Origin of the sequence: Dyadobacter bucti, assembly GCF_005869225.1 — a bacterium.
In the GTDB taxonomy this organism is placed as follows: Bacteria; Bacteroidota; Bacteroidia; order Cytophagales; family Spirosomataceae; genus Dyadobacter; species Dyadobacter bucti.
On record NZ_SWFP01000015.1, the window covers coordinates 88087 to 106260 of the forward strand.

Sequence of the window (18174 nt, forward strand, 5' to 3'; positions counted from 1 at the left end):
TTGGAAAATGTGCTGGTTGGGAAATCGGAAAGAGACTGGATAACGTAAATACAAACCAACACATGAATCTACTATCCAGAGCGTTGAGAATTAATAGTTCAAAATAATAGTTGAAATATTTAATTTATAAAACTCGTGTATTTGAACGTGGTACTGTTTTGCTGAGTCCGGTTGATAACTGGAATTGTATCTCACGCACATTTGTTTTGATTTTAGAAGGAAAATAGTTTTACTTCGCCTGCATCAGCCTTCCTCAGTTATCGTTAATTTTAAATCAACTTGTATTGATAAAATTGAGCTTATGGGGGCATTTTTATTTAAAATACAACTATATCTAACACTGTTATTTGGATTTACGCTGTTTGCGAAGGCGGATCATATCATGGGTGGAGAACTGCAAATGCGCCCTGGATCCATTGCTGGCAGTTATGAAGTAACGCTAATACAATACTGGGATGGCAATGAGCTGATCCTTCCAAGCCCGGGCGTCAACGGCAACCGCGATATCAATGTTGACCTGTTTATATACAGAAAGCGTGATGATGTATATATGGACAGGGTTCAACTGACGTACATATCATCGGCGACTATTCAATATCAGAACCGGGCGTGTGCGAGCAGCAGGTTCCTGAATACCCTGGCGGGGACGTATAAGGGTTCCATTGCTTTAAATTCCGGGAAATATGACGACCCTGACGGCTACTATATCGCCTGGGAAAGGTGTTGTCGCAATAACGATATTAATAACATTGCCGATCCCGGCAGGACGGGGATGGTGTTTTATTTGGAGTTTCCGCCCTTGTCTGTCCGGAATTCCTCACCAGAGTTTACTGCTCCGAACGGACAGTATATATGCAGTAACCGTCCTTTTTCGATGAATATGGCAGCATCAGACGGTGACGGGGATGAGCTGCGATATTCCCTGGTAACACCTTTCAGCGGAACAACCACAGTGAACCAACCGGTTGGGAATAGCCGGAGTAAAGACGAATACCCATTGATCAGGTGGCAACAGGGTATTTCTGCCTCTAATGCAATACCCGGTGCAAGCCCGTTGCAAATTTCAGATAACGGACTGTTAACTGTTAATGCCAATGTCATCGGGCTATATGTATTTACGGTTCAGTGTGAAGAATATAGAAACGGGAACCGGATCGGTCTCATCAGGAGGGATTTCCAATTGTTGGTGATTGACTGTAATAACGATACGCCGGAAAGACCAGTTATAATATTTGACGAGGAACCTGTATCGGAAGTTCTTTTTTGCCCAGAAACTTCGGTGATGCTTCAAACTGATGATTCGCCAGATTGGTCGTATCAATGGCAGCTTAATGGACAGAATATTCCCGGTGAGATCAATAATTTTATTTCAGTCAAGGACACTGGCCAGTACTCGGTAGTGAAAAGCTACACAAAAAAATGTTCAGGAGATACGTCATCTGTCGCAGTGAGTGTTGGCTACGCGGCCCCGGTGCAAGCCGTCATTTCCCTCGACAAAGACGTAATTTGCGAAGGAGAATCTATTACCCTTTTAGCAAATGGCGGCATGATTGACACAAATTTGCTTGTTAAATGGAGCAAAGACGGTGTGGCGTTGGCTGAGCAAAGTGCTGATTTACAAATTGAAGAGCCGGGCACTTACATTCTGCAGGTAACGAATGACAAGCTTGGGTGCGGAGGGAAAGACACCGCCGTGGTGGCGAAGGAAGTTTTGGAAGTATTGTTGCCGGACCGCAAAGGTGTTCTTAAGGGGACAAAAGCATCTCTCTCTCCTGTTGTGTCGCCTTCTGGTATTCCTTACAGTTCCAAATGGTCTCCCGCTGCTGGCCTCGAAACTGATTTGAATAGTGCGATAGCAGTGGTCGCGCCCTCCCAGGATACTGAATATGTAGTGCAGGTTGCTTCGGAAAACGGCTGCCTCGCGGAGACAAGGACATTTGTGTACGTTATAGACCGAATACACATACCGGATTCTTTTACACCTAATCATGATGGCCATAACGATACTTTCGAAATCTTTAACGCGAATGACAGCATTCGGGAAATACGTATTTATAATCGTTGGGGAGAAATTATATTTCATTCTCCCAACTATAACAAACCGTGGGATGGTACTTATAAAAGTGCGCCATTGCCCGCAGGAAACTATCCGTATTTTATCGAGACGGAATGGAAAAATTATCAGGGAACAGTGATGTTACTGAAATGATGTTTGTTTGAATTCCTGAAATGTGCCGTCGGAATAAAACACCAGGATCCTTTCTATTTTCTTTTCTTCCTTTATTTCTGTTTTGTCCGGGTTGACGTTTTCTTGTGCCCGGCTGTTGATCGGATCTTTTTTTCTGTTTAAATCTGCGGACCTGGAAGTAGTGGATTTTGCAGGGTTGAAAAGGGGTAAATCGACTGGTTTCGAACCGGTTGCCGGAAGTGGTCCGGACGCAATATTTTCGTCTTCTAAAATCCAATTTTGGCCTAATTCGGGGAACCGGCGCATTATTTTTTGAACAATGTCCAGACTTGGCTTGTTTCTGCCCGCTAAAATATGTGACATACTCGAACGCTGAATACCTATTTCGTCTGCAAATAGCGACGGGGATAAATTCTTCTCAGCAAGTATCTGCTTTATCTTTTCAGTTAAATCCATGGAAGTGTAAACTGTAATTTACAATAGTGAAGTGTAAATGTAATTCAATTATTTAACATACTAAATTAATATATAAATATAAATTATAGCTTTCATTTACAAATATAAATCACATGTAACAAATGTAAATAGTGAGATTTAACTTTACCTTCGATATAAAAGTAAAAGTGCGATACCGTCAGATATCGCACTTTTACTTAGATTTTAGAAGAAATGAGAATATATTAAACCGCTACATGGTTATCTCGCAGCGCATCATTTAAAGAAGTTTTTAAATCAGTGCTTGGTTTTCTTTTTCCTATAATTAATGCACACGGAACGTGGTAAGTTCCGGCTGGGAACTCCTTTGGCAACGTTCCAGGGATCACAACAGAGTCCGCAGGTACAAATCCTTTGTATTCTACCGGCTTATCACCTGTAACATCGATGATTTTAGAACTTCCCGTAATGGTAACCCCGGCTCCTAATACCGCCCGTTTACCGATATGGGCACCCTCTACGACTATACAACGTGACCCGATAAAGGCGCCATCTTCTATGATAACCGGAGATGCCTGAACTGGCTCCAATACCCCTCCTATTCCAACGCCACCGCTGAGGTGTACATTTTTCCCTATTTGGGCACAGCTGCCTACTGTCGCCCATGTGTCAACCATTGTGCCTTCATCTATATATGAGCCGATGTTAACATAGGATGGCATAAGGATAACCCCTTTTGAAATGTATGCACCATATCGGGCAACGGCAGGCGGCACAACACGAACGCCCAGTTTATCATAACCTGTTTTGAGTTTCATTTTATCATGATACTCAAAAATCCCGACTTCGCTAACCTCCATTTGTTGTATGGGAAAGTAAAGAATGATCGCTTTTTTTAACGCTTCATTTACTAACCAGCTTCCGTCTTCCTGAGGCGAGGCAACGCGAAGTCTCCCTTTATCCACCTCTTCAATACTATTCTTGATGAACTCAATAGCTGATTGTTCTTTTAATAATTCCCGGTTTGACCAGTAAGACTCGACTTGTTCTTCGAAACTCATGTTGATTTATCAGATTAATATAAAGTATTTAACTTGCTTGTTATTAGGTAGTTAATAGGTAAACAGAAATATTGTTTTATTAAATTTATGAGCTGCAAACAAGACATCAAAATAAGCTTCATTATTGTTCGTGTTAATTATTATTTAAGCCTACACCGTTAGCAGGTGTTTCAAATATAACATTAATTACAATAAGTCGAGAATTAAAAACAAATAAATACACACAGATTACTACTCTTTTTAGTAAAAATCAATCTTGATAATACTAATTATGCTGGTAATTACTATTAAATTTACTAATTTTAATAGTTAAGGGTATTTGTGCTGATCTTTTTGACTTTTTCATCTGTATCCTTTAATAGGCCCCTTAATTTTATTAATATTGCGACTGAAATAACCAATCAAACAAGATATGTCTAAAGTTAAAGTTGCAATCAATGGATTTGGTCGAATAGGTCGACTGGTTTACCGCCAGATTTACAATATGGAAGGTATAGATATTGTTGCCATCAATGATCTTACCAGCCCGAAGGTACTGGCTCACTTACTAAAATATGACACCGCACAAGGCCGTTTCGACGCCGACGTTAAATCCACCGACAATTCCGTGGTGGTTAATGGCGAAAACATTGTAATATATGCTCAACGTGATCCAGCTCAAATCCCCTGGGGATCTCACGATGTAGACGTTGTGCTGGAATGCACAGGTTTCTTCACAAGTCAGGAATCAGCAAGTGCACATATCAAAGCGGGTGCTAAGAAAGTTGTGATTTCTGCGCCGGCAACAGGTGATCTTAAGACTATCGTTTTCAATGTCAACCACGACATTCTTGACGGATCAGAAACGATCATCAGCGGAGCTTCCTGTACAACCAATTGCCTTGCTCCGATGGCACAGGTTTTAGAAGAGAAATTTGGCATCGTGAATGGTCTTATGACAACTATTCACGCCTATACCAACGATCAGAATACCCAGGATGCACCGCATCCAAAGGGCGATTTGAGAAGAGCCCGTGCAGCTGCGCAGAACATAGTTCCAAACAGTACAGGAGCCGCAAAAGCGATCGGTCTGGTACTTCCTTCACTGAAGGGTAAACTGGACGGATCTGCACAACGCGTTCCAACACTTACTGGTTCATTAACTGAATTGACGGTAATACTTGGCAAAGAAACCAGCGTAGAAGAAATCAATGCAGCAATGAAAGCTGCATCCAACGAAAGCTACGGATATACTGAAGATGAAATTGTTAGCAGCGATATCATCGGAATCAGCTACGGCTCACTATTTGACGCAACTCAGACGAGAGTGCAGAAAGTTGGCGATACACAGCTTGTTAGAACTGTGAGCTGGTACGATAATGAAATGTCATACGTATCACAATTGGTACGTACTGTATACTACTTCGCCGGACTGCTGAGCAAGTAATCATTATAACTGGGTACACAAAAGCCGCTTGTCCGATAAGGATAAGCGGCTTTTTTATAACGCTACCGCTTTAATGTATTTGATGCTGTACCCTTTTGATGTGAAAATCTGTTCATAATGCGTTTTTACATCATGATGATCTGCAATCAGGTGAGAATCATACAGATCCTCGGTGTGTTCAACAATCTTAAAAAGACCCGACGCTTTGATTGTTTCCAACGAATAATCGTACAGAAAAGAACTGTCCGTTTTCAGGCAAAATTGCCCGCCTTTTTTCAGAAACTCTGAGTACATTTTGAGAAAAAGCGGATTTGTTAGTCTCTTGTTCTCATCACGGTCCCTGACTTGCGGATCCGGATGTATCAGCCAGATTTCACTCAGTTCATTTTCATCAAAAAACTCGCGGGCATATTGAATTCCTGCCCTCAGAAATGCAACATTCAACAGCTTGCTTTCCGACGCCACCAGGCTTCCCCTGGCAATACGATCTCCTTTAATGTCCATACCGATAAAATTCTTCTCGGGAAAAACCTTTCCAAGACCAATCGAGTACTCTCCTTTCCCGCAAGCGAGTTCCACAACAAGCGGATTTTCATTTTTGAAGTAAAGGTTATTCCATTTGCCTTTAATTTCTGTGTAAAGCGGTTTTCCAGCTTCAATTACATTACTTGCTTCTGCACTAAACTGGTAATGCGCCAATTTCCTTCTTCCCATTCTTTAATTAAACTGTGTACTATAATTGATCAAGATCAGCAACAACAAATGTGCTGCCCCCCACGTAAATCGCATCCTTTTCTGATGAGTCTCTAATTGCTTCTTTTAAAGCGTCATTTACATTATCAAAGCATTCTCCAATTAATCCGTATTCAAGGGCCATAGTACGCAGTTCTGACGCCTTTAATGCTCTCATATTGGACGGTTGACAAAAATAATAGCTGGCCGTTTTGGGAAACAGTTTCAGAATACCGTTAATATCCTTGTCTGCCACGAATCCAATCACAAAACTTTGCCGACCATGCGAGACACTCTGGAAATAAGAAATGGTTTCGCTCAATCCAGCCTTATTGTGAGCTGTGTCGCAATAAATATCTGGGTGGGAACCTATTTGCTGCCACCTCCCTTTTAAGCCAGTAAGCTGAACCACATTTCCCAAAGCCCCTGACACCGATTCTTCATTGATATTCCAATTCAAAGCTTTCAGAACCTTTACTGCTGTCATCACGCCGGCAAGATTCTTCATCTGATAAGAGCCGGTAAGGTCTAAACGCAAATCCGAAAAGATATATTCGCCGCTCTCTTTATCCTTTACCCTAACCGCTAATTTCCCGTCGCGCAGTCCAAATGATTCCACTTCAAACGAATCAGAAGCATATTGTAAACGTGTATTTTTCTGATTGGCTACCGAACAAAGCACATCGTTAATCTCACTATCCTGGTGTTCACTGACGACCACGGGCGTTTGGTCCTTTATTATTCCTGCTTTCTCGAAAGCAATTTTCGCCAGCGAATCTCCAAGGAACTGTGTATGATCCATACTGATATTTGTAATCAGAGACAGAATGGGATTGATCACATTAGTCGAGTCCAGGCGCCCACCCATTCCGGTTTCTATCACGGCCACGTCCACATTGCGTTCATGAAAGTACGAAAACGCCATCACAACAGTTACTTCAAAGAAAGAAGGATTTAATCTATCAATGTTAGATAAATTATCACTAGTAAAATTTACAACAAATTCCTCGGAGATCATTTCTCCATTGATACGAATTCTTTCTCTAAAGTCCTTTAAATGAGGCGATGTATATAATCCAACCCTATATCCGGCTTCCTGCAGGATCGCAGCCAGCATGTGGGATGTACTTCCCTTGCCATTGGTGCCTGCCACATGAATCGTGGGATATGTATCTTGCGGATCCCCAAAGAATTTACAAAGTTCCCTGGTAGTATGAAGGCCCGGCTTGAAAGCACGGGCCCCTATATTTTGAAAAACCGGTAGTCTGCTGTACAAGTAATCAATTGTTTCCTGATAATTCATTACTACTATCTTGACCGTATTTTAAACGTGATCGTCCCTATGGATTCGTCGGGAACGTTGGAGGATTTCGGTACAAAAGTCAGGTCTCTCACTGCACTTTTGTACTTATTCACCACTGCATAGTCCGTCACAGTGGTGCTTTGCGTTACTATATTTTTGACGCGACCGTTTTTATCAACTGTAATCTTGAACGTAATATCGCCCGTAGCGTCTGAATTATCGTCTACAACAGGCCTTCTGGAAAAGCCCCAGCCAGAGAGGCTCAGGCCTACCGCAGTACCGCCTCCGCCGCCTTCTCCTTTATAGGTTTTTGCAAATAAACTTCCACTTTTGGATCCCTTATCGCCAACTCCATCTGCATCGTCACCGTTGTTATTACCTCCCACACCACTTTGCGTACCAGAGGTTCCGTTACTTCCCGACTTGCTGCCGGACGATTTTGTAAACAACGCGTCTTTATTCACCGCTTTCTCAGGTGCAGGCTTCGTTACGGGAGCAGACGAACTTTCACTACCAGTTGATTTCTTAACATCTGTCTTTTCCGGTGCTTCTACCGGACTTTCAACTTTGGAAGCGATAACAGGCTTTTCGGCTACAACCTTCGTAGGTTTCGGAGATTCAACTTTTTGAGGTACGGGGGGCGTAGGTTTCGGAGTGGCTACTGACTTTACTTTCTTCACCTCATCTGCGTCTGCTCGCATATTTTGCGCTACCTTGCTATCATTTGGTTTGTTGAATGTTTGAACATCTCCTCTCCCGACCTTGCTCGTTCCGTAATTAACCTCCACAAAGAGCTCCATAGGCTCCACTTTGGGAATGGAACTGTTCAGGCGAATAAAAAAGAACAAGCCCAGCATAGCAATCGTGATCCCAAAGGAAATGGCCCAGGAAACAGCGATTCGCTGACGATCTTCTGCTTGTAATACAATCATTGTTTTTAAGGGTTATTTTCTTTCGAAAACGTAAAAGTAAAAATTTTCGTATGTAACAAAAAGAGGAAGCATGTGCTGCTTCCTCTGGATCAGGTAAGACTGATTATTTCTTTTTAAACACCCATCCTTGCTCTCCGATCACAGATTTCAGCTGGGATGAAGCAACGTAGGCATCTCTTTCGTTATCAAAACCCTTAACTGCGACTTTCACTTTACTGCTGTACCGGTCACCTGGTAAAATCAAAGCCTCATCATAGCCTTTTTCTTTTAGCTGATTAAGAAGCACGTTAGCTTGCTTCGTACCCCTGAACGCACCAGCAACCAGGTAAAACTTAGCATCTGAGACAACCGGTGTTTGCTTTACCTCTTCAATAACCTCCGAAGCTTTCTCGCTATCTGCAACAGCAGGCGGAGTAACCATAGCATCAACAGTATCTTTCATACTATCCACTACAACTTCTTCCTTCACCTCAACTTCCTTTTCAGGAATTGCCGGTACTTCCACCTTCATCTCATTTTCTCCGGCTGAGCTATTAAAAAGCTCTGTAAATGGATTCAATGTGCTTTTTATATACGAGTTATGGGAATTAAAAAGGAAAAGGCTCAGACCGCATAATAAGCCTGCAATCGCAGCAGCAGAAGTCCAGCTGGTCCATTTGAATGCAATTCCCCGTTCCTCCTCGAATTCAAATACTTCAACAGTTTCACCTTTATCGATAGCTTCGATCGCAGGGATTGAAACAACTTTCGCGTCAAGTTTTCGGGCCTTTATTTTTTCAAAACCATACCAGTCATCTTTAAAGTACTTCTCCGTTTTGGGCTCAAAAACTAGTTTTCCCTCTATATTTTTTGAAAATTCACCAATGCCTACAATACTTGCATTACCGCTCACTTCAAGCGCCGATCGCAGATTATCCGTATATTTTCTTACGTATTCCACTGCGTCTGTGTGGCTGATCTTTTCTTGCCTTGATATAAAATTAGCCAGTAATCCATCATCCAGTTTAAGATATTCATTGAAAGCCAGTTTCTTCACAGGTGGCGAAAAGGTTTCAGAACTGTTATCATAAATTGCCGGAACCTGGTGCGAAAGCAAAGCACCAAAGCCTGGAATGATCACGAATTCGTAATCCCCAACCAATTTTCGAATAACATTTTCAACTGCGATCATGGAGCGTGTTTTGAGTTAACTCAGCGAAGTTAAAAAGAAAACGATAATCCTCCAATAAAGTTTAACCCCTGCTGTGGGTAGTACTGGTAGCGCTGGTATTTTTTACCGAGTACGTTGTTCAGGGTTACGAATGCGGAGAAGTTCCTGGTTAGCAGATAGTCTATCTTAAAATTCAGATCGGCAATTACGGGCAATTTTGTTACCACGCCGCTCTGAAAGTTTTTTGCTTTTATTCCTCTTTGCAGATAAAAATCGGAAGTTATAAACAACTTTTTACTGATAGATAATGCATTAAACCAGTTCAATGTAAGATCAGGCCTGTGCCACGCCTCTTCAAGAACACCAACCGCGTAATCATAGAAGTTAACTTTGAGAGAGGTTTTGAAAAGCTCATTGAAACTATAACCGGCCTGACCTGAAATTGTCAGCACTTTGGTCTTCCCGGTATCGTAGAGAATAGAAAACTTAGAAGTATCGGCAAGCGAATTATTAAAATTATAGAAGTTTCGGTAAGTCGTATAAGATACTTTACCCTCGTAATTAAAGCCCTCGGTAGTTTCACCTTTAACTCCCCCACTCAGTTCCAGAGTTTTTTCGGTATTGGCAATCAACACATTAGGGCCAAGCCATTGGTTCTCACTCAGCATACTTTTCAATGTGTTCCGTACAATATCACCGTTCGCTCCGGCAAATACATGTAAACCGGCAAAAGGAGATACGTCAATATTCAATACAGGATATGCCTTGGTCTTGTTAATGTTTAGCTCACTATCAGTCTCATTTACAGCATTTAAACCCGCAGTAATTGAAAACATGTCGCTAACATACTTGAATGTAGGTTTAACACGAAACAGGTTACGATGGTATGTCAGCCGGTCCACACGTTGAGAAACAAACGCGTCCGCATCGAGTAAAGCATAGAACGACTCAGAAATGGGCACTGATGCATTGAGTTTGGTACCCCAATCCAGCTCAGACGCATTATAACGGTCGCGGAGCGTGCTCAGACTTGTCCGGACCGCGTAATCCACAGCAACCGAGGCGTCCGTATTTTCAAAACCAAGGTTAAATCCAAATTGATTGATTGTCTGCCTGATACTATCGCGATTCACAATCGCCCCTTCCGGTTGCGGTTTATAACCATAGAAATAGTAGTTTTTACGGTCATAATCAACGCCTGCTTCCACTTTATACTTACTCTGAATATATTTTCCACCCAATTTGAAATTCGTTCCTGCATTGGCTGAATTTTTACCATCAACCGGTCCATTCGCAGCTGACAAATGTTTCAACTGTGTTGTGAAAACCAGGTCTTCTGCTGGCCTTGCTCCCACAAAAACATCGCCCAGGAACCTTCCATAATTTCCTCCTCCGAGCTTGATATAATTATTGAGTACGTCAGGCTGATCCTGACGTTCCTTTTCATCCGACGAGACTCCGACGCTAGGGGTTAATTTCGGCGATGCAATGTCAATCTGCGGATCAATAATCTGATAATTCACCTTCTTCTGGCCTGTTTCTCCCTTAACAGGCTGCACTTTATCAAAAACACGGTTCGCCGGGGCAAATTCAATGCTTTTTTCTTTAACTATCTCGTAAGTCTGACTCTCTATCTCGCCTCTTTGTGAAAAGGCAGATTGGCTGATAAAACCAAGCGTCAATAAAAATATGGAAGAGCGTATTGTATTTGAATTCGTCATGATTGAGAACATTTTCAGTTAGCTTGTGTGGGTTATCACTATTTTTTTTCGATTTGGGTCAACTTCTCTTTCGCAAGTTCCACTGCCTCCTTATCATCCGAATTATCGATGATGGACGTCAGCGTGGCTTTCGCCTGACCCATTTCATTCAGACCCACATAAACTTCGGCCAGAAGAATAAATGATCTCACACGCCAGTAATCATAACCTTCGAAGGCTTTACCCATTTCGATAATCGCTGTTTCGGCCTCCTTGTATTTTTTGTTTTTATAAAGGATCGTAGCCGCCCAGTAACTTGCTTCTGCTCCATACTCATCTTTGGATGTAGCTATAATCTTCTTAAACTCATCTGCTGCTTTGGTCAGATCACCACGATCGTAAGGAACCTTGCCAAGATAAAGCTGCGCTTTTCCAATGCTTCCAGGAACCACATTGCCCACATTGATCACCTCGCGCGCATAATACAAAGTGGAATCGTAGCTTTTCAACGTATAATAAGTGTCCATCAACCCCACCCAAGCCTGTGTCTGCTCCTTTTTACTTTCAGAGTTACGAAGTAAAATCCTGAAATTGGTCACTGCATTGTTATAGTTCCCGCGCCCGATTTCGAGTTCCGCGGATCTTTGCGCCGCTGCTGCTACGAAAGTTGAGCGGTTTTCCTTCACCACCTTGCCAAAATACTGAAGTGCTTCATTCACTTTCCCTGTTTTATCATAAGACGAAGCGATAAAATAGTTGGCATCATACTGATGCTTGCTGGCAGGATAGCTACGCACAAACTCTTGCAGAGCTGAAATCGCATTTTCATATTTTTCAGCATAATAAAGGTTCCGGACATTGTCAAACTCGACTTCTTCCAGCTTTTCATTACCAGGATTGTTTTTCCTGACCACACCAAGTACCTGCGTAAATTCCTCCGGACGCCCCACAGCGGTATAACTTTCCTGAATTCCTTCCAATGCACTGCTTGCTGACGGAGATTCGGAATATTCCGTCAGGATTTTGCGGAAATCGACGATTGCCTGTTCGTAGACCTGAAGGTTATAATAAGACTGCGCTCTCCGTAATAAAGCTGCCGGAATCAGATGGCTTTGCGGCTTTTCATTGATCATCCTCGTAAATCCTTTTACAGCCGCTGAATAGCTCTGGCTCTGAAAATCCATATCTGCTATTTGAAAATAAGCGTCGTCCAGATATCTCGAGTTCGCATATTGGCTGATCAGCAATTCAAACTGACGACGGGCCTCTGCCTCACGGCTCATGTATACATAAGCACGTGCCTTCTGGAACAAAGCGTAATCTTTATCAACCTTTCCCTTGGCTGCCACCTGCTCGTATGTTCTGATCGCCTCGGTATAATTCTTTGCAGCGAGGTAACAGTCAGCAAGGCGCGAGTGCGCATCCTCGATCATTTGGCTCTCTATGCCTTCTGTATTGCTTACAAATGTTTTGAAGTGCCCCAAAGCCTGGCTATACTTCTTTTGATTGTAATAGATATAACCCAGAGCATACTGACTTTTCCTGGCGTATATGCCGGCCTTCGGATTTTTAGATATTTGATTATATAATGCTGCTGCCTCATCCACTCTTTTCAAGCCATAGGTAGACTCAGCCTTGTAATAGCTGGCCGAGTTGGAGATTTGCTCGTCAATCGGAAATTTCAGTGACTTATCGAAAGAAACTATGGCAGCCTCAAATTTTTCCTGATTGAATTCCGCGACTCCCTGATTAAAAGTCAGACGCTGATAGGTGCCATTTATCTTAGCATTACGCTTGGAAAGGCCTTCAATGTATTTAATAGCGCCAGCGTTGTTACTCGCACCTGCATATCCCTCAGCAATTAACTCTGTTGCTTCCTCAGTATGTTTGCTCTGCGGATACTTGGCCATGAAATCGCTGAATTCCTTCACTGCCTCATTGTTATTACCCGACTCGAGCTGAACTTTTGCGTGGTTATAAGCGGCCTCCTCTTTTACGACGGTGTTGAAATCAAGTTTAGCCGCGTTATCAAAAGATGTTAAAGCATAACTTAAATTACTTGTCTTTAAATAGCTGATACCTAGTAAGTAAGATGAGTACTGCGAAATAGAATCTTTGCCCATCCCGAGAGGTTTTAGCGTCGTTATAACTCCGTCAAACTTACCAGTTCTAAACAAAGCATGCCCATGATGAAGTGAAACCGCGGGAGGTACATTCCCAGGTTTCATACGCTTGTATCGTTCGTAAGAAGTAACAGCCTTTTCATAATCACCCTTTTCGTAATATACCTCGGCGACATACAAAGCAACGTCATCCAGTTTAGTATTTCCTCGTTGTTGCGCTAAAAGCTTCTCCCCGTACTGAACAAGCTCATCATATTTTTTCAGCTGATACAGGGAGGAAATAATCCAGTTGGGCGCTTCATTTTTATAATATGGATGACTCTCTATTCTTTGAAAATCCTGATAAGCCTCCTGAAAGTTGTTTTTCTGATAGTTAATAATTCCTGCGTAAAAAGAAGCGTCCCCAGCATTGGCAAAAGAGGCATCAGTTTTGACCTGATTAAATAACGGCAAAGCTGCGTCGGGTTGCTTGGTATTATAAAAAGACATAGCCAGCTGGTACGTGCTTTCCGTCTTATTTATGCCGTTACCTGAATGCTGAACGGCTTTTTCCAAATAGGTAATGGCTTTTTCGTAAGACCCCTGCTCGTAATAGTATTTCCCGAGATCGCTGTATATCTGCTGCGCCTTCGGATGTTCTGCATGGTTTTTAACAAACCTGTCAACCTGTATTTCGGCCTCTGGATAATTCAGATAAAGACCCGTTACCGCAACATAATATTCCGCAGTAACCCTGTTATAGTCACTGGTACTGAGTAATTTATGATCATTATTTAGAAATTCCCCGAATTCCTGCCTGGCTGCGACAAAATTAGATTTTTGATAATATTCTAAACCATTCCGAAAGTGGGCTTCGGGTTCAGTAACACTCATTGTGTTCTGGGCCGCAGCCGTATTTACGCCTACATATAAAAGCATTCCCATTCCAAAAGTGGAGGCGCCATGTTTAAAAACCATAGAGAGTGAGTTGGTGGAGTTTTTAATTGAATTATTGTAATTGGTCATATACAAGTAAAGGCTGTTTTGGTGCGCACTTACCTCTCGAAAATTATTTGATATTTAACGAAGAGTGCATAAAAACCGTATACATCCGCGACAACGGAGCCGTCTACTTATTATATATAAATATCATTCCGCCGGAAGGCTTCCATAAAATCTTCATGCATAGACGAGAACTTCTCGTTGAGTGTAGCCAAAAACTGCTTATCGAGACAAACCTCTAATTCCTTCTGATTCTGAAGTTCGTAATCATCGATTTTGTAAGTTTGCTCATACATACCGGACTCAATTTTAATGATGTACTTATTATTCCAGTGGTACAAACCAATCTTAAAATTTTCATTTGGAATGTCTTTAATGTATCTCATTATTTTAATTAAATATTTAATATGTTGTATTACAAGACCTTCACTTCATTAGTGCTAACTATATTAGTACTAATGATCCCAGGGTGCAGAAGTCAGGACAAGAAAGATGCTGCTGATTTTTTCTTAAAAGGAAACCAGGCTCTCAATCAAAATAACTATACCGAAGCCCTGAGACTATATGATGAAGCAATTGCCAAAAATGCAGAATTTTCAGACGCCTACCTCAATAAGGGGATAACTTTGTTGAAATTAGGCAAACCTGACGAAGCTTACGAGATTTTAACAGCGGCGATTAACCTCGATCCTACGCTCGCACAAGCAAATCTCGTCAGGGCAGAAACCGGACTTTATCTTGGAAAATTAAAAGAAGCGAGAATGGATCTTCAGCAGATCGAAAAAGACTATAAGGATTCGTCAAAGTATTACCTTATTAAAGGAAATATTTTGGAAGTTGAAGGAAACGAATCCTCAGCAATTTCTGAATACGATCACGCGCTGCGATTAAACAAAAACAACGTGGAAGCGCTCGTGAACCGAGGGGCAATTTATTACCGGCTACACTCCTATGCAGTCGCGAAAGATAATTTTAACCAGGCGCTAAGACTTGATCCTTCCCAGCCTCAGGCCCTAAACAATCTTGGGTTAATCGCGACAAAAGAGAAAGACTGGAAAACGGCGATTTCGTATTTCGACTTGGTCCTGAACACAAAACCAAACGACCCGTTTTCTCTCAACAATAAAGGCTATGTGTTATTGCAAACCAGCAAACCGGAAGAAGCAAAAAAACTGATTGAAAGATCACTGTCCGTACTTCCCAAAAATGGCTATGCCTTGCGTAATTTGGGGATCTATTACCAAAAGGCCGGTCAGACAGACAAAGCCATAACCGAATTTCAAAAAGCAATCGAAATCGCCGAACCGGTGGAAATGTTATATGGCCTGACCGGCCAGGCGCATTTTGACCAGAACAATAGGTCAGAGGCATGTAAAATATGGAGGCAGGGGATCATACTGAATGATTCCCTGGCGATCGAAAAAGCGGCAGAATTCTGCCGTTAGCGGTTAACTTCCCTACATGTTTGTTTGAGATTTTTCCATACTTTTTCATTTTCATAAGCATCGGTCAATATCTCAAGCAAACTGATTCCTTCGACTTCCAGGAAAGAGTGGATTGTGGTTTCAAGCGCATCAATTTCATTCACAACAAAATAGGCTATACCTGAATCTTTACAGGTCCTCCTGGCAGAAAATGAGTGCCTTGTTTCAAAGTACTGTTCTGTTTCGGGCAATGCAGCTGGACCATCAATCATCCGAAAGATATTTCCGCCTGCATTATTAATCACCACAATTTTAAGATTATCTGGCAAATCGGGAATAAGTAAACCATTTCGGTCGTACAAAAACGCAACGTCGCCGCTGATCAGAATTGTTGGTTTGCCATTGACCATTGCAGCTCCGATTGCCGTGCTAACACAACCATCGATCCCACTCGTACCTCGGTTACAGTAAACTTCGCTATTCTCGAATTTTTCTGCTAATACATTCGCATACCTGATCGGCATACTGTTTGCGATATGTAACTGATAGACGGGTTTTACAAACTTAAAAACATAGTTTAATACAGTTAAATCATTTAACGATGTTAGATTTTGCAGATAAATTTGCGCTTTTTGCTTTGTATCCAACTCATTTTTTATCCATTCGCCAAAGTACGAAGAGTCAGATTCTGGATCTGAATTTTGAACAAAAAGCTGATAATCAATCTTTTCAAAAATATTTTTAAAAAAATATAGCGCTGAAACGGGAATGATCCGGGTCACGGACTGCATTGGATCAGTCATAATCTCATCCTGGGTAATATGCCAATGCTTCACGGGCTTATGTTTCCGGATAAACTGTTTGAATTCCTTGGATAAAAATGACAACCCGAAGGTAACCAATAAGTCCGGAGCCAAATTTTCAGTATCGACATTGCCTAAAAACAAATCATGATGCTTAATAAAGCGAGCGTTTCCGGCAAGATTAGAGATACAATCCCCTAATACCGGAATGTCCCATTCCTCTGAAATTAAAGACAATACTTCACTCAAAGTTGCGCATGCTTTGCCCTGACCACCTGCAATAAGTATTTTCGGAGAGTCTTCCCATTCATTAATAAGCTGGTGCCATGTCTCCACCGGCAAGCTGGCATCTGCCTGCTCCCGCCGGATAATCCTGACATCTTGCGAGGGCACAAATAAATCGGAAGCCGACGGATAAAAGGGTTCACGGATCGGGACATTGATATGAACCGGGCCCATTGGAATCATAGAGGTTAGATTGACAGCCTCGTTTGTGATCCTGTTTATAGCCCACAGAACGTCACTGTGCCAATAGTCAGCGGCGAGTTCAAATGATCTCTTGACATGCTTCCCGTAAATCTCAAACTGATGGATCGTTTGACCGTCATACTGATGCAGCCATTCCTTCGGTCGGTCCGCAGTCAAAATTAGCAGCGGAATCTGCTGAAAAAACGCCTCTGAGACCGCCGGAGCGAAGTTGTAGGCAGCACTGCCGGAAGTGCAAATCAAAACGGCAGGAACGCCAGTTTGCTGTGCCACGCCCATCGCTATGAAGCCAGCTGAGCGTTCATCCATACAGACCTGAATTTGAAAGCCTGGATGCCTGGCGAAGGCCAGCGTAAGTGCAGCGCTTCTGGATCCCGGAGAAATAACAACATGCCGTATTCCCTGCCTGTAGCAAATAGCAGCAAGATCTACCAAGGGTTGTAAAATTGCCATATTGATAAAAAAATGGCCTCATGAAGAGGCCATTTAACTGATAATAAATTATTTAGGGAAACTGATCTCCACTAACCCAAATATGTCTTCAAAGCTTTGCTTCGGGAGACGTGACGCAACCTTCTAATCGCTTTTTCCTTGATCTGACGAACACGCTCACGGGTAAGATTAAACTTCTCTCCTATTTCTTCCAGTGTCATTGCATGTTCTCCATTCAATCCGAAATAAAGTGCAATTACGTCTGCCTCTCTCTGCGTCAAAGTGCAGAGAGCCCTCTGAACTTCCTTGCGTAGTGACTCATTTACCAGACCAGAATCAGGTTTATCTTCCAGATCGTTCTCCAAAACATCCAAAAGGCTGTTTTCCTCCCCTTGGACAAATGGTGCATCCATAGAAACGTGTCTTCCGGAGATTTTCATGGTATCTACAACCTCGGAAGACGAAATTTCAAGCACTTCTGCAAGCTCTTCCGGTGACGGCTCACGTTCGAAGCGTTGCTCGAGTTCAGAAAAAGTCTTTGAAATTTTATTTAAAGAGCCTACACGGTTCAACGGTAAACGTACAATACGTGACTGCTCAGCAAGCGCCTGCAGGATGGATTGACGAATCCACCAAACTGCATAAGAGATAAATTTAAAACCCCTAGTTTCATCAAAACGCTGTGCAGCCTTGATCAGACCTAAATTGCCTTCATTGATCAAATCACCCAACGACAAGCCTTGGTTCTGATATTGTTTTGCAACGGAAACCACAAACCTCAGGTTCGCCTTGGTCAATCTCTCCAAAGCAAGCTGGTCACCATCCCTAATTTTCTGAGCTAACGTCACTTCCTCATCCGGCGTCAACAAATCCACCTTACCGATTTCCTGCAAATACTTATCTAACGATTGACTTTCCCGGTTGGTAATTTGTTTACTGATCTTTAGCTGTCTCATCTATCTTTTATTAATATGTATATATAACGACATTAAATACTG

Annotated in this window: 14 protein-coding genes; 3 read left to right on the forward strand and 11 right to left on the reverse strand. The window is 42.2% G+C overall.

The annotated features are described in order from the left end of the window. The first annotated feature begins 301 nt into the window (after positions 1-301). Positions 302-2209: a T9SS type B sorting domain-containing protein gene (locus tag FBF61_RS31685; protein ID WP_138485008.1), complete on the forward strand. Its 1908-nt coding sequence runs from the start codon at positions 302-304 to the stop codon at positions 2207-2209. Here FBF61_RS31685 and FBF61_RS31690 read toward each other — a convergent pair. Then, positions 2198-2644 (reverse strand): helix-turn-helix transcriptional regulator, encoded by a 447-nt coding sequence (locus FBF61_RS31690; protein ID WP_138485009.1) that lies wholly within the window; start codon positions 2642-2644, stop codon positions 2198-2200. The genes FBF61_RS31685 and FBF61_RS31690 overlap by 12 nt on opposite strands. Before the next feature lie 224 nt (positions 2645-2868). Then, complete coding sequence (locus FBF61_RS31695; protein ID WP_138485010.1) at positions 2869-3684, reverse strand: 2,3,4,5-tetrahydropyridine-2,6-dicarboxylate N-succinyltransferase; 816 nt, start codon at positions 3682-3684, stop codon at positions 2869-2871. A 412-nt stretch (positions 3685-4096) separates the two neighbouring features. Between FBF61_RS31695 and gap the strand changes: the two genes are divergently transcribed. Next, positions 4097-5110, forward strand: coding sequence for a type I glyceraldehyde-3-phosphate dehydrogenase (gap, locus tag FBF61_RS31700; protein ID WP_138485011.1), 1014 nt, complete (start codon positions 4097-4099; stop codon positions 5108-5110). A gap of 54 nt (positions 5111-5164) precedes the next feature. Here the strand turns inward: gap and trmB are convergent, their stop codons facing one another. The 7 genes from trmB to FBF61_RS31735 all read right to left on the reverse strand — a co-directional run bounded on the left by trmB (position 5165) and on the right by FBF61_RS31735 (position 14417). After that, a complete protein-coding gene (trmB, locus tag FBF61_RS31705) occupies positions 5165-5824 on the reverse strand; it encodes a tRNA (guanosine(46)-N7)-methyltransferase TrmB (RefSeq protein ID WP_138485012.1) in 660 nt (219 codons plus the stop codon). 19 nt (positions 5825-5843) lie between these two features. After that, complete coding sequence (locus tag FBF61_RS31710; RefSeq protein ID WP_138485013.1) at positions 5844-7145, reverse strand: bifunctional folylpolyglutamate synthase/dihydrofolate synthase; 1302 nt, start codon at positions 7143-7145, stop codon at positions 5844-5846. A gap of 5 nt (positions 7146-7150) precedes the next feature. Further along, positions 7151-8077: a superantigen-like protein SSL4 gene (locus FBF61_RS31715; protein WP_138485014.1), complete on the reverse strand. Its 927-nt coding sequence runs from the start codon at positions 8075-8077 to the stop codon at positions 7151-7153. A 103-nt stretch (positions 8078-8180) separates the two neighbouring features. Next, positions 8181-9248, reverse strand: a complete 1068-nt coding sequence (locus FBF61_RS31720; protein WP_138485015.1) for an HU domain-containing protein — start codon at positions 9246-9248, stop codon at positions 8181-8183. A 29-nt stretch (positions 9249-9277) separates the two neighbouring features. Further along, the gene (locus tag FBF61_RS31725) at positions 9278-10948 is read right to left on the reverse strand and encodes a TonB-dependent receptor (protein ID WP_138485016.1); all 1671 of its coding nucleotides are present in this window, start codon (positions 10946-10948) and stop codon (positions 9278-9280) included. A 38-nt stretch (positions 10949-10986) separates the two neighbouring features. After that, positions 10987-14055, reverse strand: a complete 3069-nt coding sequence (locus FBF61_RS31730) for a tetratricopeptide repeat protein (protein ID WP_166444665.1) — start codon at positions 14053-14055, stop codon at positions 10987-10989. Between the two features lie 110 nt (positions 14056-14165). After that, positions 14166-14417 carry a hypothetical protein gene (locus tag FBF61_RS31735; RefSeq protein WP_138485018.1) on the reverse strand — a complete coding sequence of 84 codons (252 nt, stop codon included), beginning with the start codon at positions 14415-14417 and terminating at the stop codon, positions 14166-14168. Between the two features lie 72 nt (positions 14418-14489). On the opposite strand from FBF61_RS31735, the gene FBF61_RS31740 reads away from it, so the two are divergent. Then, positions 14490-15476: a tetratricopeptide repeat protein gene (locus tag FBF61_RS31740; protein ID WP_229215319.1), complete on the forward strand. Its 987-nt coding sequence runs from the start codon at positions 14490-14492 to the stop codon at positions 15474-15476. Here FBF61_RS31740 and menD read toward each other — a convergent pair. After that, positions 15473-17197 (reverse strand): 2-succinyl-5-enolpyruvyl-6-hydroxy-3-cyclohexene-1-carboxylic-acid synthase, encoded by a 1725-nt coding sequence (menD, locus tag FBF61_RS31745; RefSeq protein ID WP_138485020.1) that lies wholly within the window; start codon positions 17195-17197, stop codon positions 15473-15475. The genes FBF61_RS31740 and menD overlap by 4 nt on opposite strands. A 71-nt stretch (positions 17198-17268) precedes the next feature. Next, positions 17269-18132, reverse strand: a complete 864-nt coding sequence (locus tag FBF61_RS31750; RefSeq protein ID WP_015810559.1) for a sigma-70 family RNA polymerase sigma factor — start codon at positions 18130-18132, stop codon at positions 17269-17271. Positions 18133-18174 lie beyond the last annotated feature (42 nt).